Here is a 23,891-nt window from a genome sequence, read left to right as displayed (position 1 = left end):
GGCTTTTTTCATTCCGTCCGGCGTCTTAAATATTGACTCATTTAGTCCGGTATTGCACTGACTAATAAACATGATGATTAAAGTCAAGAAATGAATCGGCATTTGCAACGCCTAGCCAGTTGCCCGGCACAGGAAAGGGATCGAAAGAGATGAACACCCACAATCCCAACGACTTCCGTTACCGCGTCCGCCGTTCCGAGGAGACGCCGACCCGCTTCGACCGGGTGCCGCTGGCGGTGCGGACGCTGTCCTCCAACACGCTGTTCCAGGGCGAGCACGAGATTGGCATCGAGCACCATGGCGCGCTCTATCGGCTGAAGATCACCCGCCAGGGCAAGCTCATCCTCAACAAGTGATGAAACAGCCAGGCAGGCCAAAACGCCAGGCAGGACAGGTAAGCAGGACATGGACCAGCGCGTAAAACCCGCACCGCATGAAATCCGGCGAGCGCGGGCAGACAATCCGAAAGCGCGCGAGCGCGATCTTGCCGCCGAGCTCGGTATTTCCGAAGCCGAACTGGTCGCCGCGCATTGCGGCGACGGTGTCGTGCGCGTCGAGCCCAGGGTCAACGATCTGCTGACCGGCCTCGATGCCGTTGGCGAAGTGATGGCACTGACCCGCAACGAAAGCGCGGTGCACGAGAAGATCGGCGTCTACGACAAGGTTGTCACAGGTGCGCACAATGCCATGGTACTGGGCGAAAACATCGACCTGCGTATCTTTCCAAAGGTCTGGGCGCATGGCTTTGCCGTCGAGAAGCGCGACGGTGGCGACATCCGCCGCAGCCTGCAATTCTTCGACGCGGCCGGCGATGCGGTGCACAAGGTGCATCTGCGGCCGGCGTCCAATCTCTATGCCTACCAGAAGCTCGTGGCCGCACTCGAATCGCCGAACCAGGAGGCGACTGTGTCTATCGCAGGCCTGGCCGACGACGACGCGGAGACGTCGGGCGTTGCCGCAGACACCGACGATCTGCGTGACCGCTGGAGCCGGCTGACCGACGTCCACCAGTTCTTTGGCATGTTGAAAGCGCTGAAGCTCACCCGCCACCAGGCCGTGCGCATGGTCGGCCAGGACTATGCCTGGCTGCTCGACAATAACGCCATCGGCGCCATGTTCCACCATGCCGCCGCCGACGGCATGCCGATCATGTGTTTTGTCGGAAACCGAGGCTGCATCCAGATCCATTCCGGTCCCGTCAAGTCGATCAAGCCGATGGGGCCGTGGATCAACGTCATGGACGAGACGTTCCACCTGCATCTGCGCACCGACCACATCCAGGAGGTGTGGGCGGTGCGCAAACCGACCAAGGACGGTCATGTTACCTCGCTCGAAGCCTATGGCGCCGACGGCAAGATGATCATCCAGTTCTTCGGCAAGCGCCATGAAGGCGAGGGCGAGCGCGACGACTGGCGGTTCCTTGCCGAGAACCTGCCGCGCATTCCAAGCCCGACCGCAGCCTGAGGAAACGACGATGATTTCACTGTTCAGGACGCTTGCCGCGGCCATGGGCCTGTCGCTGTTTATTGCCGCCCCAGTGCCGGCCAGCGAGAACGTGGCCGTGTTGGCCGACACGTCGCGGATCGTGGCGATCGGCGGTTCGATCACCGAGATCGTCTACGCGCTTGGCGAGGAAGGTCATCTCGTCGCCCGCGATTCGACCAGCCGCTACCCCGCCGCCGCGGTCGCGCTGCCCGACGTCGGCTATATGCGCCAGCTGTCGCCGGAAGGCGTGTTGTCGGTCAATCCTTCGGGCATTCTGGCGCTGCATGGCAGTGGGCCGAAGGAAGCGGTCGATGTGCTGAAAAAGTCGAGCGTTCCGTTCATCGACGTGCCCGAGCATTACAGCCATGACGGCATCCTGGAAAAGATCCGCATCGTCGGCAAGGCGCTTGGCGTCGACGCCAAGGCCGAGACGCTGGTGGCTGAGACCGACGCCAAGCTGAAGGCGGCCGAGAAGCAGACGGCGTCGATCAAGCAGCGCAAGCGCATCCTGTTCGTGCTGTCGATCCAGGGCGGCAAGATCCTGGCCGCCGGCACCGACACCGCCGGTGACGGCATCATCAAGCTCGCCGGTGCCGTCAATGCGGTCGAAGGTTTTTCCGGCTACAAGCAGATGTCCGACGAGGCGATCGTCACTGCCAGGCCGGACGTGATCCTGGCCATGAAGAATGCCGGCCCGCCGATTGCGGAGGCCGAGCTGTTCGCCATCCCGTCGATCACCTCGACGCCGGCGGGCGAAGGCCGCAAGCTGACCCTGATGGATGGCAGCTATCTCCTCGGCTTCGGGCCGCGCACGGCCGATGCCATCCACGATCTGGCCGCCTCGCTCTATGGCAGCCAGGTCACGGACTGAGCCGATGGTGGATCAGTCGATCGCCGGCGCGGCGGGCAAGGTGGCCGAGGGCGATCGTTCCGGGCGCGCTCGCCTGGTTATTGTGCTCCTGTGTGTGGCGCTTGCCCTTTCGATGTTCCTGTCGCTGAGGTCGGGCGCTTCCGATGCATCGGCCGTTGGTGTCATTCGTGACTGGCTGACCGGCGCCATGCCGGACGACGCCGCGCTTGGTGCCCGCGACCGGTTGATCGTCTACGATATCCGCATGCCGCGCGTACTGCTCGGTGTGCTCATCGGGGCGGCACTGGCCGTATCGGGTGCGGTCATGCAAGGCCTGTTTCGCAACCCGCTCGCCGATCCCGGCCTGATCGGCGTTTCCGCCGGGTCGAGCCTCGGCGCGGTCGCCGTCATCGTGCTCGGCACGACGTGGCTGGCGCCGCTCACTCTGGCGCTCGGCGGGCTGGCCTTGCCGCTCGCCGCTTTCTGCGGCGGCCTTGCGGTCACGCTGGTGCTCTACCGCGTCGCCACGCGGCAGGGGCGCACATCGGTCGCTACCATGCTGCTTGCCGGCATTGCGCTCGCAGCCCTTGCCATGGCGCTGACCGGTATCCTGATTTTCATGGCCGACGACCGGCAGTTGCGCGACCTGACCTTCTGGCAACTGGGCTCGCTGGGCGGCGCGACCTGGCCGAAGATCGCTTCCGTCGGTCCGATCATCATCCTGGCGCTTGCGGCAATGCCGTTCCTGGCCAAAGGCCTCAACGCCCTGGCGCTCGGCGAGGCGACGGCCGGACATCTCGGCATCCCGGTACAGCGGCTGAAATACACCGCGATCGTCGGCGTCTCGGCAGCGGTCGGCGCCTCTGTCGCAGTCAGCGGAGGCATCGGTTTTGTCGGCATCGTCGTGCCGCATCTGCTGCGGCTGCTGATCGGTCCGGACAATCGCTATCTCTTGCCGGCATCGGCGCTGCTCGGCGCCTCGATGCTGCTGCTTGCCGACGCAGTTGCCCGCGTCATCGTGGCGCCGGCCGAATTGCCGATCGGCATCGTCACGGCGATCGCCGGCGCGCCGTTCTTCCTCTGGATCCTGCTGCGCAAGCGCGGCGTAATCGACTTGTGAGGCGGCATGATCGAAGCACGCGATGTCTCGGTGGCGATGGGCGGCAAACGCATCGTCGCTAATGTCGATTTTGTCGCACGGCCGGGCGAGATCGCCGCCATCGTAGGACCGAACGGCTCGGGCAAGACGACTTTCTTGAAGGCGTTGTCGGGCGATCTGGCGTTTACGGGGACAGTGGCCGTCAACGGGCGCGACCTCTCCGAGATGAAGCCGGTGGAGGCCGCGACCGTGCGTGCCGTGCTGCCGCAGGCGACGACCCTGTCCTTTCCCTTCACCGTGCACGAAGTGGTCAGGCTCGGCCTTATCGGCGGCCGTTCCGGCGTTCTGCCGGGCGAAGATGATCGTCTGCCCGAGCGGGCGCTGGCGCGGGTCGACCTCGACGGCTTTGCCGGCCGCTTCTATCAGGAGCTTTCGGGCGGCGAACAACAGCGTGTGCAGCTGGCGCGCGTGCTGTGCCAGGTCTGGGCGCCGGTGCTGGACGGCAAGCCGCGCTATCTCTATCTCGACGAGCCGGTCTCCAGCCTCGATATCAAGCACCAGCTGATCATCATGAACATCGCCCGCGATTTCGCCCGGCGCGGCGGCGGTGTGATCGCCATCCTGCACGACCTCAATCTGACGGCCATGTATGCCGACCGGATTTTCGTGATGCATCGCGGCCGGCTCGCCGCCGACGGTTCACCGCAGGAGGTCCTGAGCGACGATCTGATCGAAAAAGTGTTCGATTGTCGGCTAAGGGTCGGTGTGTTGCCGGCGGCGAACATGCCGTTTGTCTTGCCGCAGTCAGCCGCCTAAAGCGCGTCGCGTTTGAACGGACTCAGGCGACGCGCTTTAGGTCTTTGTCTTTATGCATGTCGTTGTCTCAAAACCGGGGCCACTTTTGAGCGACATGCACTAGAAAACTCAGGCGGCCGGAGCTCGCTGGACCAGCATGTCGATGCCGAGCAAATGACGCACATTCGGGCGCGCCGCCACCATATCGGCGATAGTGTAGCGGGAGAGTACGGCAAAGAAGGCGTTGAGCGCCTCGCGCAGCGCCGAATTCAGCTGGCAGCTGTCGACCAGCGGGCATTCGGCGGCATCGTTCTCGAAGCATTCGGCCATGGCAAAGCTCTCTTCGGTGACCCGTACGACGTCGAACAGGCTGATCTGCTCGGCGGGGCGGCCGATCCTCACGCCGCCATTCCTGCCGCGCACTGTCTCGACCAGGCCATGCTCGACCAGCGGCTGCAGGATCTTGAACAGGAAAAGCTCCGACACCGAATAGGCGGCCGCAATCTCGGGGATGCGGCTCAGGCGATCGTTGTTGGCGGCGCAATACATCAGGATGCGCATGGCGTAGTTGGTCTGGCGCGTCAGCCGCATTTCATTCCTCACCCGAGTGCTGGCGCGCTGGAACTGCACCAGATTTTAGATTGTGCTGGTGCGGCTTTCTCACCCGAAGTTTCGGATTCGCCCACACTGGCCTGATCGGAATATGGCCTATACCTTGGAACAATTCCAGACTGGGATTGCATGATAGATGAACATTCTTGTCAACTTTGCGTGCGAAACCGGCAATTCCCGGACGAAATCGGCCCATCCGATCATGCTACGGGCCCAAACACCCCCTAAATAGCCCATGCCAGATAGCCAAGAGATCGATGAGGAGCGGCGTATCATGTCCCAATCGGCTTCGTCCCTGGCGCCTGGCGGTTTTGATGCCGAGACGGGCGCCAAGCTTTTCGCGTTGCGGCGGACAAAGTTCCTCGCCACGGCTGCGCTGGTGCTTTGCGTCGTGGTTTTTGCCGTGGCCAAATCGTTCGAGGCCAAGTATCCGTGGCTGGGCTTCGTGGCGGCCTTCGCGGAGGCGGCGACCATTGGCGGCCTGGCCGACTGGTACGCGGTGGTGGCGCTGTTCAAGCGGCCGCTGGGCCTGCCGATCCCGCACACCGCCATCATCCCAGCGAACCAGAACCGCATCGCCGATAATCTGGGCCGCTTCATCGAGGTCAATTTTCTGGCGCCGGAGCCGGTGCGCGAAAAGCTGGCCGAGGTTGATTTTGCAGCACTCGTCGCCGACTGGCTGACTGACGCCGAACGCTCTGCCGGCCTGTCGCGCTTCGTCGTACGGCTGGTGCCGCAGACGCTTGCGGCGATCGAGCAATCCGGCCTGCGCGGCTTCGTCACCAGCCGCATGCTGGAGCAGATCGACAAGGTGCCGCTGGCGCCGCTCGCGGCCGAATTGCTGTCGGCACTGACCGACGACCGCCGCCACCAGAAACTCTTCGACGAATTCACCAGGGTGATCGGCCGGTTCCTGAACGATGAAGAGGCGCTGGCGACCATGCGCGAGAAAATCCGCGAGGAATTGCCGTCGCTGTTCAACCTGTTCAGAGCCGACGCCTATCTGCTGAAGAAGATCGTCGCTTCTGCCGGTTCGCTGCTTGACGAGGTGCGGGCCGATCCCGACCATCCGATGCGCGCCGAATTCGACCGTTTCGCGCACAGCTTCATCGAGCGGCTCAGAACCTCGAAGCAATACGCCAAACGGGCCGAGAAGCTGAAGCGCGATTTCCTGGCGCGGCCGGAAGTGAAGTCGCTCGCCGGCGACATGTGGCAGAGCCTCAGCGTGTTCATCGAACAGGACGCCAAGGCGGAGAATTCGATTGTTCGCGCGCATCTCGCCAACATGTTCGTCGAGGTCGGCCGCCATCTCTCAGGCGATCCGCAGATCAGGGCCGACATGAACCAGGGCTTTGTCGTGGCGCTGTCGTCGTTCGTGGAGAGCCAGAAGAGCGGTGTGTCGACGTTCATCGCCGATCAGGTCAAGCGCTGGGACCTTGCCCAGCTGACGAGGCTGATCGAGATGAACATCGGCAGGGACCTGCAATATATCCGCTTCAATGGCATGATTATTGGCGGCCTGGCCGGTCTCGTGCTCTACACGGCGGAGAGGCTGTTTCTCGCTGGCTGATGCTGCATTTGCCGCTGAATTGCTTGGGCGTCCGAATGGACACACGGCGCGCGAGTGCTATTGTCCAGAACAGGGTTCAGCATTTGCGACACTGGGGAGCACGAGCAATGGCCAAACAACCCGACTCGGATTCATTCCTGGACATGTTCAGCCGGTTCGGCCGTGACCTGAAGGTGCCGAATGTCGAGGCGATCCTCGCGCATCATCGCAAGAACCTCGAGGCCCTGGAAAGATCGGCGCGGGCGGGAGCTGCCGGCGCGACCTCATTGTTGTCCAGACAGCGCGAGATGCTGCAGGACACGCTGCGTGAAGTCAGCGACATGGCGCAGCGCTACAAGGCGCCGGGCAATCCCCAGGAACTGATGACAAAACAGGCGGAGTTCGCCAGGAAATCCTTCGAAGCCGCCCTGAAAAATGCCGGCGAAGTGGCCGAGCTGGTCAAGAAATCCGGCACCGAATCGATCGAAATCCTGCGCAGCCGCATCAAGGAAGCGATGGAGGAAATCCGCTCGGGCTATGACAAGAAGTGACTCTCAACGCAACCATGAGAGGAGTGGGCCGGTTGCGGCGCATGAGCATGGACGAGGGACGCTGTTTGGCGGAAAATGGCGGAACGGAATCGCAACGGGCGAATTGACAGGAGCCGTCCGTTCGTGGTCCGAGGCACTGGGAGCCACCGGGAAAGCAGGAATGACGGAACTACGGCCGAAAACGCCGCCGACCTTCGAGCAGTTAAGGGCGATGGCCGGGCAGGAGCTCGGCGTGTCGGAATGGACGACCGTCGACCAGAACCGCATCAACCAGTTTGCCGAATGCACAGGCGACCATCAGTGGATCCACGTCGATCCGGAGCGGGCGAAGCGGCAGAGCCCATTTCGCACCACGATCGCGCATGGCTATCTGACGCTGTCGATCATCGGCGCGCTGGCGCTGGGCATGGGCATCGTACCCGAAAACACGCAAGCCGCCTTCAATTACGGCTTCGACAAGGTGCGGTTCCTGGCGCCCGTCAGGGTCGGCGCACGCATCCGGCTGCGCACGACGCTGTTGTCGGTGGAGGACAAGGGGCCGGGCCAGTATCTGATGAAGGCCGCCAATACGGTCGAGATCGAGGGCGAACAGAGGCCGGCGCTGACCGCCGAAACGCTGGTCATGCTTTATGAGCGGCGCAAGCGGGCGGGAGCGTAAGCTCCCTATCTTCGGTCATGATGGCTGTTGCCGCACCGACAGCCTGCCGCCGGCGCGGGTCGAGAGCAGTGCCAGCAACAGCGCAGCCACCGCCAGGACCGTTGCCGTCTGAAAGGTAACCTGCATGCCGTGCGCGGCTGCCGCTGAGGTCAGCATGTCCTGGCTTTGCCGTTCTCCCGTCGAGGCAGCCGCAAAAATGGCGCCCATAAGCGATGCGCCGGTGATCAGGCCGAGATTGCGCGACAGATTGAGCAGGCCGGACACCACGCCGCGCTCGCCGGCAGCGACACCGCTCATGACGGCGGCATTGTTGGATGTCTGGAACAGGGCGTACCCGAAGCAGGTGACGGCGATCGGCACGATATAGCTGGCAATGCCGAGTTTTGTTGCGGCGAGCGACAACAATGAGGTTCCGACGGCAAGACTGAACAGTCCGACGGCCATCATCCTGTGCGCGCCGAAGCGATCGGTGAGGCGGCCGGCGACGAGCGCCGAGAGCGCGGAGACCAGCGGACCTGTCGACAGGACCACGCCGACCATCGCAGCATCGAGCCCCAGCGCTCGCGACAGATAGAATGGAGCGACCACCAGGGTCGCCATCATCACTGTGGCGACAACGAGGTTCGTGGCGAGGCTGGCGCTGAGCCGGATGTCGTACAACCGGGCAAGCCGGATCAAGGGACTTTTCGCCTTCGTCTGCGCAACGCCGAACAGAACGACGCCGATGCCGGCGGCCACCAGGAGGCCGATGTTGAGGGCGCCGAAATGGCCGCGGCCGAGCGTCATGGCCAATGCATAGGCGGCGAGCGTCAGGGCCAGCAAGACCGTTCCGATCGCGTCGAACCCGCCTTGAACGCTTTGTGCAGCCTTGCCACGGGCGGGCAGGGCCAGCCAGGCGAGGGCAAAGGTCAGGAGGCCGAGCGGGACATTGACGAGGAAGATCGCCCGCCAGCCAAAGCCGGCAATCAGAAAGCCGCCGAGCGAGGGGCCGAGCGTGGTGCCGATTGCCGACATGGCGCCGAGCAGCCCCATGGCGCTGCCGGTCCGTTCCTTGGCTACAGTCTCCGCGACAAAGGCCAGCGTCAGCGCCATCATCAGCGCGGCACCCAGTCCTTGCACGGCGCGCGCCGCGATCAGCAGCCAGAGCGTCGGCGCCAGGCCGCAGAGCACCGAGGCCAGTGTGAACAGCGCGATGCCGCCGAGCAGCAACGGCCGGCGGCCGACCATGTCAGCCAGGCGCCCGGCGCTGACGATCAGGGCGGTGATGGCGAGCAGATAGGCGAGAACCACCCATTGCACGGACTGGAAGGACACACCGAACGCCTGCATGAGGGAAGGCAGCCCAACGCTGGCAATACTGGTTCCAAGCGAGGACAGCAGCGTGGCGAGCGACAGGCTGGCCAATGCCAAGACAGGAGAGTGGGCCAGGCCTGCGGACCGGGTGTTCTGCGGCGCCGATGCGCACTCGTTCTGCTCAGCAATTGCCATGGCGATTTCCTCCTTGTCAGTCCCGCAACCGGACCTGTCGGAGATCTAGTCGTCAGGGTGGAATGGCGGAAGGCGCAGCATTTGCATCTTATTCGTGCACCAAACGCCATGGCATGTGCTACAATCCGCCGATGGCATCGCCCGATCTCAATCTACTGTTCGCGCTCGACGTTTTGCTCGCCGAAGGCAGCGTGGCTCGGGCGGCAACCCAGCTACGGCTCAGCCCGTCGGCGATGAGCCGCACCCTGGCGCGGCTGCGCGAGGCCACCGGTGATCCGCTGCTGGTCCGCGCCGGCCGCGGCCTGGTTCCAACGCCGCGCGCGGAGGCATTGCGGCAGCAGGCCGGCCGTGTCGTCCAGGAAGCGGAAATGCTGCTGCGTCCCGCCAGGCTGCTCGATCTCGCAAAGCTGGGCCAGATCTTCACGCTGCGCAGCAATGAGGGGTTCGTCGAGGAGTTCGGGCCGGGTCTTGTCGCCCGCATACAGGCCGAGGCGCCGGGCGTGCGGCTGCGCTTTGCGCCGAAAGCCGACAAGGACGTCGCCTCATTGCGCGACGCCGACATCGACCTCGAAATCGGCGTTGCCGGCGAGGCCGGACCTGAAGTGCTGATACAGGCGCTGTTTCGCGACCGCTTCGTCGGTGCTGTGCGAGCCGGCCACCCTTTGAGTGAAGGCGCGGTAACGCCTGAACGCTACGCGGCCGGCCGCCACATCAGCGTTTCACGGCGGGGTCGGGAAAGAGGGCCGATCGATCAGACTTTGGCGCAGCTCGGCCTGCAGCGAACCGTGGCGTGCATGGTCTCCGGCTTTTCGGCTGCACTCGCCATGGCGCGTGCTTCGGACCTTATTGCCAGCGTGCCCGAACGGCACACGCAAGGCGCACGCGCCGGCATGGTCAGCTTTCCGCTGCCGGTCGCCACTGTGGAGGTCACCATCTCGATGCTCTGGCATCCACGGCTCGATGCCGATCCGGCGCAACGCTGGCTGCGAGATTGCGTTCGGGAGGTCTGCGCGGCCTCCCGCTGAGCGCTCAGCGCGCCATTGCCGCCTTGAGCACCCTGAAAATCCGCTCGTCCTGGCACTGGGCAACGTTGAAGCGCAGGAAGCGGCTGGCGGTTCCCGACAGACTGAATGCGTTGCCGGGCGCCAGCACGATGTTGTCGGCCAGCGCGCGGCGTGCCATTTCAGCCGCGTCCACGCCATCCGGCAGGCTGCACCACAGGAACAAGCCGGCCGGTTGGTCGATCCAGGGCGTGATGCCGATCGCCTTCAGGCGCACGCCCGTCTCGCCCATGGCGCGGGAAAGCCGCGCGCGCAGCAATTCCATGTGCTTGCGGTAGCTGCCGTCCCTAAGCAGCGTCAGCACCAGTTCGGCCGCCAGCCGGCCGCCGCCGAAGGTGGTGGCAATCTTGAGGTCGGTGAGTTGCTCGATCCAGTCGCGCGGTGCCGCGATGAAGCCGCAGCGAACCGATGCCGATAGCGTCTTGGAGAAGCTGCCGATATGGACGACGCGGTTGAGGCCGTCGAACGCCGCCAGCCGGGGCGCGGGACTGTGCTCGAAATCGGCGAAGATGTCGTCCTCGACGATGGTCAGGTCCGACTGGTCGGCGAGCTTCAGCAGCCGGTGCGCGGTGACCGGCGACAGGATCGCGCCGGTCGGGTTGTGGATGGCGGAATTGGTGATGTAGAGGCGCGGTCTGTGCTCGGCCAGTGCCTGGGCGAACAGCTCGATATCAGGCCCGGATGGCGTGTAGGGCACGCTGACGACCTTGGCGCGGTGGGCGCGCAGCAGCGCGTGGAAATTGAAATAGCAGGGGTCGTCGACCAGCACGGTATCGCCGGGTTCGATCAGGAAGCGGCACAGAAGATCGATGGCCTGCGTGCCCGATTCGGTCAGCATGATCTGTTCGGGCGAGACCTCGATGCCGTGGCCTTCCATGCGCCGCGCGAGCAATTGCCTGAGCGGCGGCAGGCCGAGCGGCGTGCCGTAATCGGTGAGGTCGACATCGTCGGCACGCGCCACCGTGCGCAGCGCCCGGCGCAGGGCCGCTTGCGGCATCCACGAGGCCGGCATCCAGCCGCAGCCTGGTTTCAGCATGTCGTCGCCGGCTTCCAGCGACTGGCGCGAGACCCACAGTGGATCGATGGCGCGGTCGAGCCGCGGGCCTATCTCGGTCAGCGACAGTGGCGCCAGCGATCCGGCGGCATAAAAGCCCGAGCCCGGCCGTGAGCGTATCGCGCCTTCGGCGGCGAGCCGCTCATAGGCTTCGACCACGGTCGACTTGGACACCTGCATGGCCTTGGCAAAGGCGCGGATCGAAGGCAGCCGCGCGCCTGGCGTCAGGCTGCGCGCCGATATCCGCTGGCGGATGGTCGCCATGACAGTTTCCACAAGCGTGGTCGCGACAGGAGGGTGCGCATCGCCGGTTTCCAAAATGAGTTCGGTCATCTGTATTGCTCTGATAGCCATTACAGTTTTGCGGAATTGTACTGCATTGTCTCTGGCTGCACCATAGGCACTTGCCCAATAGAGGGCGAAAGCACTGGAGCCTGGAATGGACAAGACCGCGAGCGGCTGGATGAACGGATTCATCGGCGTATTGATCTTCTCAGGCTCGCTGCCGGCAACGCGCGTGGCCGTGGCCGATTTCGATCCGATATTCCTGACCTCGGCCCGCGCCGCGATTGCCGGACTTCTCGGTCTCGCCATGCTGATGCTGTTTCGGCAGAAACGCCCGGAGCGCGGCGATTTTCTGTCGCTGGTGATCGTCGCCCTTGGCGTGGTTGTCGGCTTTCCCTTTCTCACCGCGCTGGCGCTGAAGCACGTCACCTCTGCCCACTCTATCATCTTCGTCGGCCTGCTGCCGCTGGCCACCGCGATCTTCGGCGTGCTGCGCGGTGGCGAGCGTCCGCGCCCGGCCTTCTGGCTGTTTTCCTGCATCGGCAGCGCGCTGGTCGCCGGTTTTGCCCTGATGCAAGGGGTGACGGCCTCACCTGTCGGCGACGGCCTGATGCTGGCCGCCATCATCGTCTGCGGCCTGGGCTATGCCGAGGGGGCGGCATTGTCGCGCAGGCTGGGCGGCTGGCAGGTGATCTGCTGGGCGCTGGCGATCTCGCTGCCGATCATGCTGGTTCTGACCTTTGCGACGCTGCCGTCGTCCTTCGCCAGCGTCGGCTCCGGCGCCTGGATGGGTCTCGCCTATGTCTCGCTGTTCAGCATGCTGATCGGCTTCGTGTTCTGGTACCGCGGCCTCGCCCAAGGCGGCATCGCTGCCGTCGGGCAGTTGCAGCTACTACAGCCCTTTTTCGGCCTGGCGCTGGCAGCGTCGCTGCTGCACGAGCAGGTCAGCCCGCTGATGATTGTTGTCACGCTCGGCGTGGTGGCCTGCGTGTTCGGGGCGAAGAAATTTGCACGCTAGGAGTTTGGTGGTGGAGGGCGACTCCGCCCTAGAACTTCGTCACCACCCCAATGCCAATCCCCTCGAAACCGCCCATCGCCATCAGCGCCGCCGGCGCCTCATCAAGGCTGATCTTGTTGCCGACCAGCAGTTCGGGCTTGAGCTTGCCGGTGCGGATCATCTCCATCATGGCGGGGTAGCGGTGGGCCTGCATGCCATGGCTGCCGAGGATTTCGAGCTCGAAGGCAATCACCTTGTCCATCGGCACCTGTGGCCGGGCATGCTCGCCCAGCATCAGGCCAACCTGCACATGGCGGCCACGCCGGCGCAGATTGGAAATCGAGTTGAACGACGTCGTGGGGTGGCCGAGCGCGTCCATCGACATGTGTGCGCCGCCATTGGTGATCTGCTTGACCGCCTTGACGACATTCGGCGTGTTCGAGGCATTGATGGTCGCCACGGCGCCGATCTTTTTGGCGAACTCCAGCTTCTCGTCGGTAAGGTCGATGGCAATGACATTGGCGCCCATGGAACTGGCGATCATGATCGCCGACAGGCCGACGCCGCCGCAGCCATGCACCGCCACCCATTCGCCCGGCGTCACCCGGCCCTGGTCGACAATGGCGCGAAACGAGGTGACGAAGCGGCAGCCGAGGCTGGCGGCGGTGGCGAATTCCATCTCCTCGGGCAGCCGCACGAGGTTGGTGTCGGCATGTTCGATGGCGACATATTCGGCAAACGAGCCCCAGGCGGTGAAGCCTGGCTGCGTTTGATGCTCGCAGACCTGGTGGTTGCCGGAGGTGCATTCGAAACAGCGGCCGCAGCCGACGCAGAACGGCACGGTGACGCGTTCGCCGGCCTTCCAGCGGGTCACCCGCTTGCCGACGGCTACGACAATGCCGGCCAGTTCGTGACCGGGAACATGCGGCAGGGTGATGCCGTCATCATGGCCCATCCAGCCATGCCAGTCGCTGCGGCACAGCCCCGTCGCCTCGACCTTGATGACGACGCCATCGGCGGCCGGCTTCGGATCCGGCACGGTCTGGATTCTCGGCGCCTCGCCGAATTTTTCGAAGACGACGGCTTTCATCGGCAACTCTCCGTGCTCTGCTCCGGCATTGTGAGCCTATTCGGCATCTATCTGATTCTCCGGCGCCGCCTTCTGAAAGGCCGGCAGCGCCATGCAGGCGGCGTGGATGCGCGATATCTCGGGGTAGGGTGTCAGGTCGACGCCGAAGCGGGCGTTGCTGGCGATCTGGGCGACCAGGCAGATGTCGGCGAGGCCCGGTGCGTCGCCATGGCAAAATGTGCCGGTCTCATCCGATGAAGCCAGAATCTTTTCAAGCGGCTGGAAGCCTTCGTTCACCCAGTGGCGAAACCAGTGGATGACATCCTGGTCGCCGGCGCCGAACAAAGTGCGCAGCGAGGTCAGCACGCGCAGATTGTTCACCGGGTGGATGTCGCAGGCGATCATCTGCGCCAGCATTCGCACGCGCGCCCGGCCGAGCGCGTCCTTCGGCAGCAGCGGCGGTTCGGGGTGGGTCTCGTCGAGATATTCGATGATCGCCAGCGACTGCGTCAAAAGCGTGCCGTCGCCCAGGATCAGCGCCGGCACCAGCCCCTGCGGATTGACCGCCAGGTAAGCCGGCTCCAGATGGTCGCCATGACGCAGATGATGCGGCACGTAATCGTAGCCCAGCCCCTTCATCTCGAGCGCAATGCGGACGCGGTAGGAAGTGGAGGAGCGGTAGTAGTTGTGGAGGACGAGGTCGCTCATCGGATCACGGCTTGCCGGTGGAATTTTGGCCGATCGAATCTTGGCCGACAGTGATCTCGATGGTGCCGATGCCGTCGACGCCGCCGGTCATCGTCTGTCCCGGCGCCACCGCACCGACACCGGCCGGCGTGCCGGTGAAGATCAGGTCGCCCGGTTGTAGTACAACCGCACCGCTGCAGATCGAAACGATATCGGCGATCGGCCAGATCAGTTCGGCGAGGTCGCCCTCCTGCTTCACCGCGCCGTCGACGGCGAGCCAAATGCGGCCCTTTTGCGGATGGCCGGATTTGGCGGCCGGCACCAGCGGACCGCAGGGCGCCGAGCGGTCGAAGGCCTTCGACCAATCCCAGGGCCGCGCCGCCTTCTTGGCTTCGTCCTGCAGGTCGCGGCGAGTGAGGTCGATGCCGACGCCGTAGCCCCAGACATGGTCGAGCGCCTCAGCGCGCGGAATGCGGAAGCCGGCCTTGCCGATCGCCGCGACGAGTTCGATCTCGTGATGCAGGTTCTTGGTCAAAGGCGGGTAGGGGATCGTGGTGCCGCTATCGACCACCGCATCGGCCGGCTTGGTGAAGAAGAAGGGCGGGTCGCGCTCGTCATTGCCGAGTTCGCGGGCATGCGCGGCGTAGTTGCGGCCGACGCAGAAGATGCGGCGCACCGCAAAACGCTCGGCCGAGCCTTCTATGGCGACCGATGGTGTTGCGGGCAGGGGAAGGACGAAATCTGTCATGCGCGGGTCTCTGCTTCAACTGGGGCACATTTGACCGATTTGAACCGCCGGGCAAGGCAGGAGCCTCCGCAAAAGCATCGGCTGCGCCTTGATTGTCGGATAAAGTCGGCTTCGCCTCCGGGGGTTAAGATGGCGATAGACTATTTGCCAATAAGCTGGCCATACCAGCGGGAGTATCGTGCCCACGGAGAACTGAAACGAACACCATGACCGCAATCAACGATCGCGCCCGGTTTCTGATCATCGACGACCATCCGCTGTTTCGCGAGGCGCTGCACAGCGCCGTGCAGATGGCGTACCCGGAAGTCGACACGGTGGAGGCGCGCTCGATCGCCGAAGCGCTCGATCTTCTGGGTGGGATAAAGCCATTCGATCTGGCGCTGCTCGATCTCAACATGCCCGATGTCCATGGCTTTGAGGGGTTGCTGCAGCTCAGGACCCGCCATCCGCGGCTGCCGGTGGTCGTCGTCTCGGGTTATGAGGAGCCGAAGATCATTTCCGAGGCACTGTCCTATGGCGCTGCCGGCTTCATCCCGAAATCGGCGCGCAAGAGCGATCTCGCCGCCGCCATCCGCTCGGTGATGGAGGGCGCGATCTATGTGCCGGAGACATATGAGGGACAGCCACCCGACGCCGACAGCGCCGACCGCGCCGATATGGTGCAGCGGCTGGCCAAACTGACGCCGCAGCAGCTGCGCGTGCTGCAGATGCTGCGCCAGGGCCTGCTCAACAAACAGATCGCCTACGAGCTGCAGGTCGGCGAGACCACGGTGAAGGCGCATGTCTCGGAGATCTTGCGCAAGCTAAACGTCTACAGCCGCACGCAAGCGGTGATCGAGGTGTCGAAGCTGGACAATGCTGAGTTGTTCAGGGATCAGGCGGGGTTTTGATCTTTACCCTCCCCCTTGTGGGGAGGGTCGATCCGCGAAGCGGAGCGGGGTGGGGAGCTTGGCGCTGCACCCCGCCCCGGCGCTGCGCGCCGACCCTCCCCATCGAGGGAGGGTATGGGGCTCAAGCCAGCAAATGCGCCAGCAGCGCCCTTAGCTGCGCCGGCTTTAGCGGCTTCCGCATCAGCTCTATGCCTGCGGCGCGGGCTGCCTTGGCGACGGCCTCCGATCCGTCGGCGGTGACGATCAGCGCCGGCACGGCGCGGCCGAGATAATCGCGGACTTCGGCGATGGTGGCGGTGCCGAGGTCGCCGTCGTCGAGATGCTGGTCGGCAATGACGATGTCGGGCACCCAGTCGGTGTCGCCAAGCAGGCTGATCGCAGCCTCGGTCGAAGTCGCGGCGCGCACCAGGCACTGCCAGCGCTCGAGCAGGAAGGTCATCGCCTGCAACACGTCGGCGTCATTTTCGACCAGCAGGACCTTGGTGCCGAACAGGCCGTAGCCGCGCGGCCGCTCCATCTCGGCAAGGCTGGCGATGGCGTCGGCGCTGGCGCCGATGCCGACCGGCACGTCGATGTGGAAGATGGTGCCGCGCCCAACCCTCGAGGAGAACGTCACGGGATGACCGAGCGCGGCGGCCATGCGCCGCACGATGGCAAGGCCCAGGCCCAGCCCGCCGCCGGAGATCCCGGTATCGGCTGGAATGGCGGAGCCGCGATGGAACTCCTCGAAAACCGCCTCGCGCTGATCCTCGGGAATGCCGCAGCCGGTGTCGGCGACATCGATGCGGATGGTGTCGCCGCGATGCCTGGTGCCGACCAGCACGCCGCCGAAGCGGGTGTAGCGCAGAGCGTTGGACAGGATATTCTGCAGGATGCGGCGCAAGAGCGTGCGGTCCGAACGCACCACGGCGCTGACCGGGCGGAACTTCAGCGCCAGCCCCTTCATCTCGGCCACGGGCAGGAAATCCGACCGCAGCGAGGAAAACAGCGTCTCCAGATTGACATCGCCGATGTCGGGCTGGACCACGCCGGCATCGAGCTTGGAAATGTCGAGCAGCGTGCGCAACAGGTCTTCCATGGTCTCCAGCGAGCGCTCGACCTGGCGGACCAGCTTCTTGCCCTCGTCGCTGGTCTGCACTTCGGCCAGCGCCGAGACGGAGAGGTGGGCGGCGTTCAGCGGCTGCAGCACGTCATGGCTGGCGGCGGCCAGGAACCTGGTCTTGGACAGGTTTGCCAGCTCGGCGTTTTCCTTGGCGGCGCTGAGGTCGATGTTCGACTGTTCCAGCCGGCGCAAGGTCGAGTGCAGTTCCTCGGTGCGCATACGCACGCGGTTTTCAAGTGAAATCGCGGTCTGGAACAGCGAGAAGGCATTGCCTTGCTGGTCCATCGAGCGCTCGACGCGGCTGACCAGAGCGGCGTTGATCTTCTTCAGCCTGTCGACGTCGTCGATGTCCCTGAGCGGCATGGGCTATTCCGCCGCCTGGCGTTCGCCGAAGGCGATGCCGGTGAAGGTTTGGTTCAGATGCATCGAGCGGTACTGTTCGCCATAGGTGCCGAAGCCGATGACATTGTTGACCCGGTAGAGCTCCGAAATGTCGCGGAACACCTGGCGGTTGCGCGCATCGAGCCGGCGCAGCACGCAATCGAAGCCGAGGATCATGTCGATGCCGCCGAGCCGTTGCTCGACGTCGCGCAGTGCGGCGCGCGTGGATTCCACCATGTCCTTGGGCTGGGCGATGGACAGCACGACGCCGTCGTCTATGGCGCAGAAGAATGACAGCGAGCCGTCGGGATGCATCTTCTGGATCGAGCGGCAGTAAAATTCGCCACCCACTTTCACCACCACCGGGTGCGAAGCGAAGCTCATCGGCGTCAGGTTCTGCGCAACGATGCCGACGGAGGCTGCATACTCCTCAGCCGCATTGGTGGCGTTGAATTCGCGCACGGTGCGGTGGTCCGGATCGGATGCCGTCACCACCAGCTTCTCGTCGGTGGGGATGAAATTGTCGGTCTTGAAGACATGGAACGGAATCTCGGTGGCGATCAGCACAATGATGGCGCTGTCGGACGCTACCTTGCCGTTCGAAATCAGCCTGGTGGTTTCGAATTTCAAATCGTCGCCCGCCGAACCGCCGATCAGCGGGATGTCGTCCAGCCCCCAATGGATGGCCGAGGTCACCGCTTCCTCTGCAAAGGACAGGCCGTCGATGAAGCAGAGCGCGAAGGTGCTTTTGGCATGGCAACTGCCGGTGCGTCCGCGCAGCAACCGCCGCAAGGCCTCGACTTCATCAGTGATCCTGTCCATGCCCGACGAGGAGAGATTGTCGACCATGGTGCTGACCGCCGAAAACGACGCGGAGGGAAAGAGCATGGCGAGCACATGACCTTCCTCCAGGCCTTGCGGGGTGATCTCGCCGGCGGTCGAGCAGGCGGCGTAGGCCAGCGTCGGCGCTTGGGTCTTCAGCGCTTGCGAAAGGACGCTCGCATCAAGCAGGCTCTGGGAAAAGAACAGCAGGGCAAAGCCGGCATCGATGGCTGCGGCCTCGGCGGCGACCGCTCGGGCGAATGCATCGGCGTCGGGCTCGTCGGTGGTGAGCGCCGACAGACCGGATGCATAGCTCGTCCGTGAACTGGCCAGAGGCTTCCTCCCGATATCCTCCGACGCTTCCTGCGCGCGCCCGTTTTATGTCTCTCGGCGCGCTGGCGTCGAGGGCATTGTTGCCCCCTATTCGCTCTTTGGCAATGGGGCGGACAGGCCCATGATTTTCGTTTTGTCCATGACCGAAAGTACAATGAGCGCCGTGTGTTTTTTGCGCTTTGTGCAGTGTACCAATAGGGCATGGCCGAGCGCCAAAGCCGCATCGGCAGCATGACTACCAAGGTCATACCCAGGGAGGATGCATGTCGGACGTTTCGTTTGTCGTGAACGGAAAACGGATCAGCGGCGCTGCCGAGGACCGAACGCTTCTGGTTCATTTCCTGCGCGAAAATCTTGGTCTCACCGGAACGCATGTCGGTTGTGACACCTCTCAATGCGGCGCCTGCGTCGTGCATGTCGACGGCAGGGCAGTGAAGTCCTGTTCGATGCTGGCTGTGCAGGCCTCCGGGTCGACCGTGGTGACGATCGAAGGGCTTGCCAATGGCGGCGACCTGCATCCGATGCAGGCCGCGTTCAAGGAACATCATGGGCTACAATGCGGCTTCTGCACGCCGGGCATGATCATGACCGCGACCGACATGATCGCGCGCCATCCCGAAGGCCTTGACGAGGCGACGGTGCGCGCCGAGCTCGAAGGCAACATCTGCCGCTGCACCGGCTACCACAATATCGTCAAGGCGATCCTTGCCGCATCGCAAACGATGGCGAAGGCGCCGAAGGGCAGGGTGAAACAAGCGGCGTAGAAAGAAGCGAGTAGTGAATAGTGAATAGCGAGTAGTCGGTTTAGCCGAACCGCTCCGAGCACAATTCCCTACTCACTGTTCACTATTCGCTACTCACTATTCGCTATTCCGGAGGAATTCCTATGGGCATTGAAGGCATCGGCGCTCGGGTCGTGCGCAAGGAAGACAAACGGTTCATCACCGGCGCCGGCCGCTATGTCGACGACATGGTGGTTCCCGGCATGAAGCATGCCGCTTTCGTGCGCAGCCCGCACGCGCATGCTCAGATCAAGAAGATCGACGTCAGACGAGCGCAGGCGATGCCCGGCGTCATCGGCGTCTTGACCGGCAAGGAGCTCAAGGCCGACGGCATCGGCAACCTGATCTGCGGCTGGATGATCCATTCCAAGGACGGCTCGCCGATGAAGATGGGCGCGTGGTCGCCGCTGGCCGTCGACAAGGTGCGCTATGTCGGCGACGCGGTCGTCATCGTGGTGGCGGAAACCAAGGGCCAGGCCCGCGACGCGGCCGAAGCGGTCGAGATCACCTACAAGGAATTGAAGGCGGTGGTCGATGCCACCAAGGCGCTGCAAAAAGGTGCGCCGCAGGTCCATGCCGAAGCCGAGGACAATCTTATCTTCGACTGGGAGATCGGCGATGCCAAGGCGACCGATGCGGCGATCCAGGCGGCGGCCCATGTCACCCGCATGAAGATCGTCAACAACCGGCTGGTTCCCAACGCCATGGAGCCGCGCGCGGCCCTTGGCCATTACGACAAGGCCGAGGACCATTTTACCTGCTGGACGACGTCGCAGAACCCGCATGTCGCGCGGCTGGTGATGAGCGCCTTCTACAATGTCGCACCGGAAAACAAACTGCGCGTCATTGCGCCCGATGTCGGCGGCGGCTTCGGCTCGAAGATCTACATCTATCCCGAAGAGATCGTCTGCCTTTGGGCGTCGAAGAAGACCGGCGTCCCGGTCAAATGGGTCGCCGACCGTACCGAAAGCTTTCTCACCGACGCGCATGGCCGCGACCATGTCTCGACGGTCGAAATGGCGTTCGACAAGAACAACAAGATCACCGGCTTCAAGGTAGACACCATCGCCAATCTCGGCGCCTACATGTCGCTGTTCTCGTCTTGCGTGCCGACCTATCTCTACGCGACGCTGCTGTCGGGCCAGTACAACATCCCGACGATCCACGCCAATGTGCGCACCGTCTACACCAACACGGCACCCGTCGACGCCTATCGCGGGGCAGGGCGGCCGGAAGCCACGTATCTGCTCGAACGGACAATGGAGACGGCCGCGCGTGAACTTGGGGTCTCGCCGGCGGAGTTGCGGCGCGCCAATTTCATCACCGAGTTTCCGCATCAGACGCCGGTCATCATGAACTATGACGCCGGCGACTATGGAGCTTCACTCGATGCGGCGACACAGGCGTCCGACTATGCCGGCTTTGCCAAGCGCAAAGCGGCGGCCGGCAGCCAGGGCAGACTGCGCGGCATCGGCATGAGCTGCTATATCGAGGCCTGCGGCATCGCGCCGTCGGCGGCGGTCGGTTCGCTCGGCGCCGGCGTCGGTCTGTGGGAATCCGCCGAAGTGCGGGTCAATGCCGTCGGCACGATCGAGGTGCTGACCGGCTCGCACAGCCACGGCCAGGGCCATGAGACGACCTTCGCGCAACTCGTCAACCAGCGTTTTGGCGTGCCACTGGACTCGGTCTCGATCGTCCATGGAGATACCGACAAGGTGCAGATGGGTATGGGCACCTACGGCTCGCGCTCGGGCGCGGTCGGGATGTCGGCAATCGCCAAGGCGCTCGACAAGGTCGAGGCCAAGGCCAAGAAAATCGCCGCCCATCTGCTCGAGGCCGACGAGGGCGACATCGTCATCGAGAATGGCGAGGTCAAGGTTGCCGGCACCGACAAGAGCCTGCCCTGGTTCCAGGTGGCGCTTGCCGCCTACACCGCTCACAATCTGCCGGCAGGCATGGAGCCGGGACTGAAGGAAACAGCCTTCTACGATCCGGCGAACTTCACTTTCCCGGCGGGCTGCTACATCTGCGAGGTCGAGATCGATCCGGAAACCGGCACGACCGAGATCGTCCAGTTCGTCGCGGCGGACGATTTCGGCAACATCATCAACCCGATGATCGTCGAGGGTCAGGTGCATGGCGGCATCGCCCAGGGCATCGGCCAGGCGCTGCTGGAAGGCGCGCACTATGACGATAGCGGGCAGCTGCTGACGGCGAGCTACATGGACTACACCATGCCGCGCGCGGACGACCTGCCGTCATTCAAGGTGTCGACGTCGAACACGCCGTGTCCGAGCAATCCGCTCGGCATCAAGGGCTGTGGCGAGGCCGGCGCCATCGGCTCGCCGCCAGCGGTCATCAACGCCATCACCGACGCTTTGGGGATTGTGGACATCCCCATGCCGGCCTCGCCGTCGACGGTGTGGGCGGCGATACGGGCGAAGAAATGAGTGAGTAGGGAGTAGTGAGTAGGGAATGGGCATCGCCGGAGATGACAGCGTCCCTATTCCCTACTCACTACTGCCTAACCACTTCAGGGGAGGATCCCATGTACGCAGTCAACTACCACCGCGCCGCCTCGGTCGCCGACGCCGCCAAGCTGGTGAAGAGCGGCGACGCCAGGCTTTTGTCAGGCGGCATGACGCTGATCCCGGCGATGAAGACGCGGCTCGCCGCACCGTCCGACCTGATCGACCTGTCGCGGATCAGGGAGCTGCAAGGCGTCAAGGTGTCGGGCAAGACCGTCACCATCGGCGCCGCCACAACCCATTACGACGTCGCCAATGACGAGAAGCTGCGGAAGGCCTGTCCGGCGCTTGCGCACCTTGCGTCGCTGATTGGCGATCCGGCGGTGCGCCACAAGGGCACGATCGGCGGCTCGGTCGCCAACAACGACCCAGCCGCCGATTATCCGGCGGCGCTCTTGGCGCTGGGCGCCACCATCGTCACCAACAAGCGCGAGATTTCAGCCGCGAAATTCTTCACCGGCCTGTTCGAAACGGCGCTGAAAGAAGGCGAGATCATCACCGCGGTGAGTTTTACCGCGCCGGCCAAGGCTGCTTACGAAAAATTCCGCAACCCGGCCTCGCGCTATGCGATCGTCGGCGTGTTCGTGGCCAAGGGCAAGGACGGGGTCAGCGTTGCCGTTACCGGCGCCGGCGATGACGGTGTGTTCCGCTCGAAGGAGATCGAAGCCGCACTGGCGAAGAATTTTGCGGCATCGGCGCTCGACGGCGTGAAAGTGCCGGCTAAGAATTTGATGACCGACCTCCACGCTTCGGCCGAATACCGCGCCAATTTGATCGCCGTGATGGCCAAGCGCGCGGTGAACGCCGCCAACGCTTGAACAGTGCCAATTCGAGACGGGAAGGGGCCATTGCGGCCCCTTTTCTTTTTTGCGATCACAAACGTTGGCGCCAACACGCGCCAATCTCAAAGCTTCGCACTTGCACAAAGTTATCCCGCACTGCAATATAAACCGGGCGGGAATACGAATCCGTGGCGCAGCGATGCGCGCTGCATCGGTTCTTGAGTGCGAAGGACGGGCATGGCCGACATCTCCGCAGCGTCTGTTGCCCTGCCGCGGGCCACAGCCGACAAAGCAGCTAGAGCAAGACTGGCCTATCTCGATGGCTGGCGCGGGCTTTCGATCGCACTGGTGCTGATCGGCCATTTCTTCCCCGTTCCCGGGATCAATCTCGGCGTGCTCGGCGTCGAGTTCTTCTTCGTGCTCTCAGGCCGGCTGATGGGCGAGATCCTGTTCATCGAACGCTTTCCGCTGAAAAAATTCTTCAAGCGCCGCTTTTCGCGCATCTATCCCGCGCTGCTGGTGTTCGTGATATCAGCCATGATCGGGCTCTCCGGCACCTTCATCGCCTTCAAATGGAAGGCGGCGCTGACGGCGCTGACATTCACCTACAACTATGCCGGAATTCTCATCACCCGCGCCGGCGCGCTCGACCACATCTGGTCGCTATGCGTGGAAGAGCATGCCTACATCATCCTGGCGCTGATCAGCGTGGTGGTGACCGGGCGGGGCAATGTCGTTCGGCTGCTGGTGACGCTGTCGCTGCTGGCGATGGCCAATGGCGCCATTTCCTACTGGGTACTCGGCATGGATTACGAGCACAGCTATTGGCGCACCGATGTGCATATCGCCTCGATCCTGCTGTCGGCATCGATCTGCCTGCTCAAGCACGATGACCGGCTGCCGGCATTCCTGAAGAGCCCCTATGTCAGCCTCGTGTCGGCGGCGGCGGCTATATTGCTGTTCCTCGATCCGGTGCCGACGCCGATCCATTACCTACTGGCGGTGCCGTTGCTGGCGCTTGCCGTCAATACGCTGGACACCAGCAACTGGCATCTTACCGGCCTGCTTTCATCCAGGCCGATGGTGATGATCGGGCTATGGTCGTACTCGCTCTATCTCTGGCAACAGCCCTTCTACAAATTCGTCGCCGAGCAGGGCAGTGCGCCGATCCCGATGCTGGCGGCTGTCTTCGCCTGTGCACTATGCAGCTACTATCTGGTCGAGAAGCCCGCGCGGGCCTGGCTGAACCGGAATTGGTGAGGGCTACGGACTCCTAATCTTAT

The 23,891-nt window shown here is 63.7% G+C and carries 23 protein-coding genes; 15 read left to right on the top strand and 8 right to left on the bottom strand.

Annotation, left to right across the window (positions count from 1 at the left end):
- The first annotated feature begins 149 nt into the window (after positions 1-149).
- From hemP to NLY44_RS10650, 5 genes are read left to right on the top strand one after another with little or no spacing between them, the layout of a single operon-like run.
- A complete protein-coding gene (gene hemP, locus NLY44_RS10670) occupies positions 150-356 on the top strand; it encodes a hemin uptake protein HemP (RefSeq protein ID WP_023673860.1) in 207 nt (68 codons plus the stop codon).
- A gap of 49 nt (positions 357-405) precedes the next feature.
- Positions 406-1,464, top strand: a complete 1,059-nt coding sequence (locus NLY44_RS10665) for a hemin-degrading factor (protein ID WP_023805438.1) — start codon at positions 406-408, stop codon at positions 1,462-1,464.
- Between the two features lie 10 nt (positions 1,465-1,474).
- Positions 1,475-2,356 (top strand): heme/hemin ABC transporter substrate-binding protein, encoded by an 882-nt coding sequence (locus NLY44_RS10660; protein ID WP_031194752.1) that lies wholly within the window; start codon positions 1,475-1,477, stop codon positions 2,354-2,356.
- A 4-nt stretch (positions 2,357-2,360) separates the two neighbouring features.
- Entirely contained in the window at positions 2,361-3,455 is a 1,095-nt protein-coding gene (locus tag NLY44_RS10655; protein ID WP_286457139.1) for a FecCD family ABC transporter permease, read from the top strand.
- A 6-nt stretch (positions 3,456-3,461) separates the two neighbouring features.
- Positions 3,462-4,250, top strand: a complete 789-nt coding sequence (locus NLY44_RS10650; RefSeq protein ID WP_023805437.1) for a heme ABC transporter ATP-binding protein — start codon at positions 3,462-3,464, stop codon at positions 4,248-4,250.
- A gap of 108 nt (positions 4,251-4,358) precedes the next feature.
- On the opposite strand, the gene rirA is transcribed toward NLY44_RS10650, so the two are convergent.
- Positions 4,359-4,820 (bottom strand): iron-responsive transcriptional regulator RirA, encoded by a 462-nt coding sequence (gene rirA, locus NLY44_RS10645; RefSeq protein ID WP_023672640.1) that lies wholly within the window; start codon positions 4,818-4,820, stop codon positions 4,359-4,361.
- Between the two features lie 295 nt (positions 4,821-5,115).
- Between rirA and NLY44_RS10640 the strand changes: the two genes are divergently transcribed.
- The 3 genes from NLY44_RS10640 to NLY44_RS10630 all read left to right on the top strand — a co-directional run bounded on the left by NLY44_RS10640 (position 5,116) and on the right by NLY44_RS10630 (position 7,599).
- Positions 5,116-6,411 carry a DUF445 domain-containing protein gene (locus NLY44_RS10640; protein ID WP_023805436.1) on the top strand — a complete coding sequence of 432 codons (1,296 nt, stop codon included), beginning with the start codon at positions 5,116-5,118 and terminating at the stop codon, positions 6,409-6,411.
- 107 nt (positions 6,412-6,518) lie between these two features.
- Complete coding sequence (locus NLY44_RS10635) at positions 6,519-6,941, top strand: phasin family protein (protein ID WP_023805435.1); 423 nt, start codon at positions 6,519-6,521, stop codon at positions 6,939-6,941.
- Between the two features lie 160 nt (positions 6,942-7,101).
- Entirely contained in the window at positions 7,102-7,599 is a 498-nt protein-coding gene (locus NLY44_RS10630; protein WP_023681725.1) for a MaoC family dehydratase, read from the top strand.
- A 15-nt stretch (positions 7,600-7,614) separates the two neighbouring features.
- On the opposite strand, the gene NLY44_RS10625 is transcribed toward NLY44_RS10630, so the two are convergent.
- Positions 7,615-9,087, bottom strand: a complete 1,473-nt coding sequence (locus tag NLY44_RS10625) for an MFS transporter (RefSeq protein ID WP_023805434.1) — start codon at positions 9,085-9,087, stop codon at positions 7,615-7,617.
- A 131-nt stretch (positions 9,088-9,218) separates the two neighbouring features.
- On the opposite strand from NLY44_RS10625, the gene NLY44_RS10620 reads away from it, so the two are divergent.
- The gene (locus NLY44_RS10620) at positions 9,219-10,112 is read left to right on the top strand and encodes a LysR family transcriptional regulator (protein ID WP_023805433.1); all 894 of its coding nucleotides are present in this window, start codon (positions 9,219-9,221) and stop codon (positions 10,110-10,112) included.
- A gap of 4 nt (positions 10,113-10,116) precedes the next feature.
- Here NLY44_RS10620 and NLY44_RS10615 read toward each other — a convergent pair whose 3' ends face one another.
- Complete coding sequence (locus NLY44_RS10615) at positions 10,117-11,535, bottom strand: aminotransferase-like domain-containing protein (RefSeq protein WP_023805432.1); 1,419 nt, start codon at positions 11,533-11,535, stop codon at positions 10,117-10,119.
- 106 nt (positions 11,536-11,641) lie between these two features.
- Here NLY44_RS10615 and NLY44_RS10610 point away from each other — a divergent pair, with 106 nt between their 5' ends.
- On the top strand, positions 11,642-12,505 hold the full coding sequence (locus NLY44_RS10610; RefSeq protein ID WP_023805431.1) for a DMT family transporter: 864 nt from the start codon (positions 11,642-11,644) through the stop codon (positions 12,503-12,505).
- Between the two features lie 28 nt (positions 12,506-12,533).
- Here NLY44_RS10610 and NLY44_RS10605 read toward each other — a convergent pair whose 3' ends face one another.
- Genes NLY44_RS10605 through NLY44_RS10595 form a run of 3 tightly spaced genes read right to left on the bottom strand, consistent with a single transcriptional unit; the run spans position 12,534 to position 14,988 of the window.
- A complete protein-coding gene (locus NLY44_RS10605; RefSeq protein WP_023805430.1) occupies positions 12,534-13,574 on the bottom strand; it encodes a zinc-dependent alcohol dehydrogenase family protein in 1,041 nt (346 codons plus the stop codon).
- 36 nt (positions 13,575-13,610) lie between these two features.
- The gene (maiA, locus tag NLY44_RS10600) at positions 13,611-14,261 is read right to left on the bottom strand and encodes a maleylacetoacetate isomerase (protein WP_023746798.1); all 651 of its coding nucleotides are present in this window, start codon (positions 14,259-14,261) and stop codon (positions 13,611-13,613) included.
- 4 nt (positions 14,262-14,265) lie between these two features.
- Positions 14,266-14,988: a fumarylacetoacetate hydrolase family protein gene (locus tag NLY44_RS10595; protein ID WP_023805429.1), complete on the bottom strand. Its 723-nt coding sequence runs from the start codon at positions 14,986-14,988 to the stop codon at positions 14,266-14,268.
- Positions 14,989-15,194: 206 nt separating this feature from the next.
- Between NLY44_RS10595 and NLY44_RS10590 the strand changes: the two genes are divergently transcribed.
- A complete protein-coding gene (locus tag NLY44_RS10590; RefSeq protein ID WP_023805428.1) occupies positions 15,195-15,878 on the top strand; it encodes a response regulator in 684 nt (227 codons plus the stop codon).
- A 121-nt stretch (positions 15,879-15,999) separates the two neighbouring features.
- On the opposite strand, the gene NLY44_RS10585 is transcribed toward NLY44_RS10590, so the two are convergent.
- Together NLY44_RS10585 and NLY44_RS10580 are read right to left on the bottom strand one after the other, a co-directional pair.
- Entirely contained in the window at positions 16,000-17,343 is a 1,344-nt protein-coding gene (locus tag NLY44_RS10585; protein WP_023805427.1) for a hybrid sensor histidine kinase/response regulator, read from the bottom strand.
- A 3-nt stretch (positions 17,344-17,346) separates the two neighbouring features.
- Complete coding sequence (locus NLY44_RS10580) at positions 17,347-18,483, bottom strand: FIST signal transduction protein (protein ID WP_031194757.1); 1,137 nt, start codon at positions 18,481-18,483, stop codon at positions 17,347-17,349.
- Between the two features lie 296 nt (positions 18,484-18,779).
- Here NLY44_RS10580 and NLY44_RS10575 point away from each other — a divergent pair, with 296 nt between their 5' ends.
- The 4 genes from NLY44_RS10575 (at position 18,780) to NLY44_RS10560 (ending at position 23,868) form a co-directional block, all read left to right on the top strand.
- Entirely contained in the window at positions 18,780-19,280 is a 501-nt protein-coding gene (locus NLY44_RS10575; RefSeq protein WP_023672624.1) for a (2Fe-2S)-binding protein, read from the top strand.
- A 122-nt stretch (positions 19,281-19,402) separates the two neighbouring features.
- A complete protein-coding gene (locus NLY44_RS10570; protein WP_023805424.1) occupies positions 19,403-21,748 on the top strand; it encodes a xanthine dehydrogenase family protein molybdopterin-binding subunit in 2,346 nt (781 codons plus the stop codon).
- A gap of 98 nt (positions 21,749-21,846) precedes the next feature.
- Positions 21,847-22,644, top strand: a complete 798-nt coding sequence (locus NLY44_RS10565) for an FAD binding domain-containing protein (protein WP_023691067.1) — start codon at positions 21,847-21,849, stop codon at positions 22,642-22,644.
- Positions 22,645-22,845: 201 nt separating this feature from the next.
- Positions 22,846-23,868 carry an acyltransferase family protein gene (locus NLY44_RS10560; RefSeq protein WP_023688179.1) on the top strand — a complete coding sequence of 341 codons (1,023 nt, stop codon included), beginning with the start codon at positions 22,846-22,848 and terminating at the stop codon, positions 23,866-23,868.
- Positions 23,869-23,891 lie beyond the last annotated feature (23 nt).

The organism is Mesorhizobium sp. C089B, from assembly GCF_030323125.1.
Classification (GTDB): domain Bacteria; phylum Pseudomonadota; class Alphaproteobacteria; order Rhizobiales; family Rhizobiaceae; genus Mesorhizobium.
Note: the sequence above shows the minus strand (reverse complement) of the source record. Positions and strands in the feature narration are given on the sequence as shown.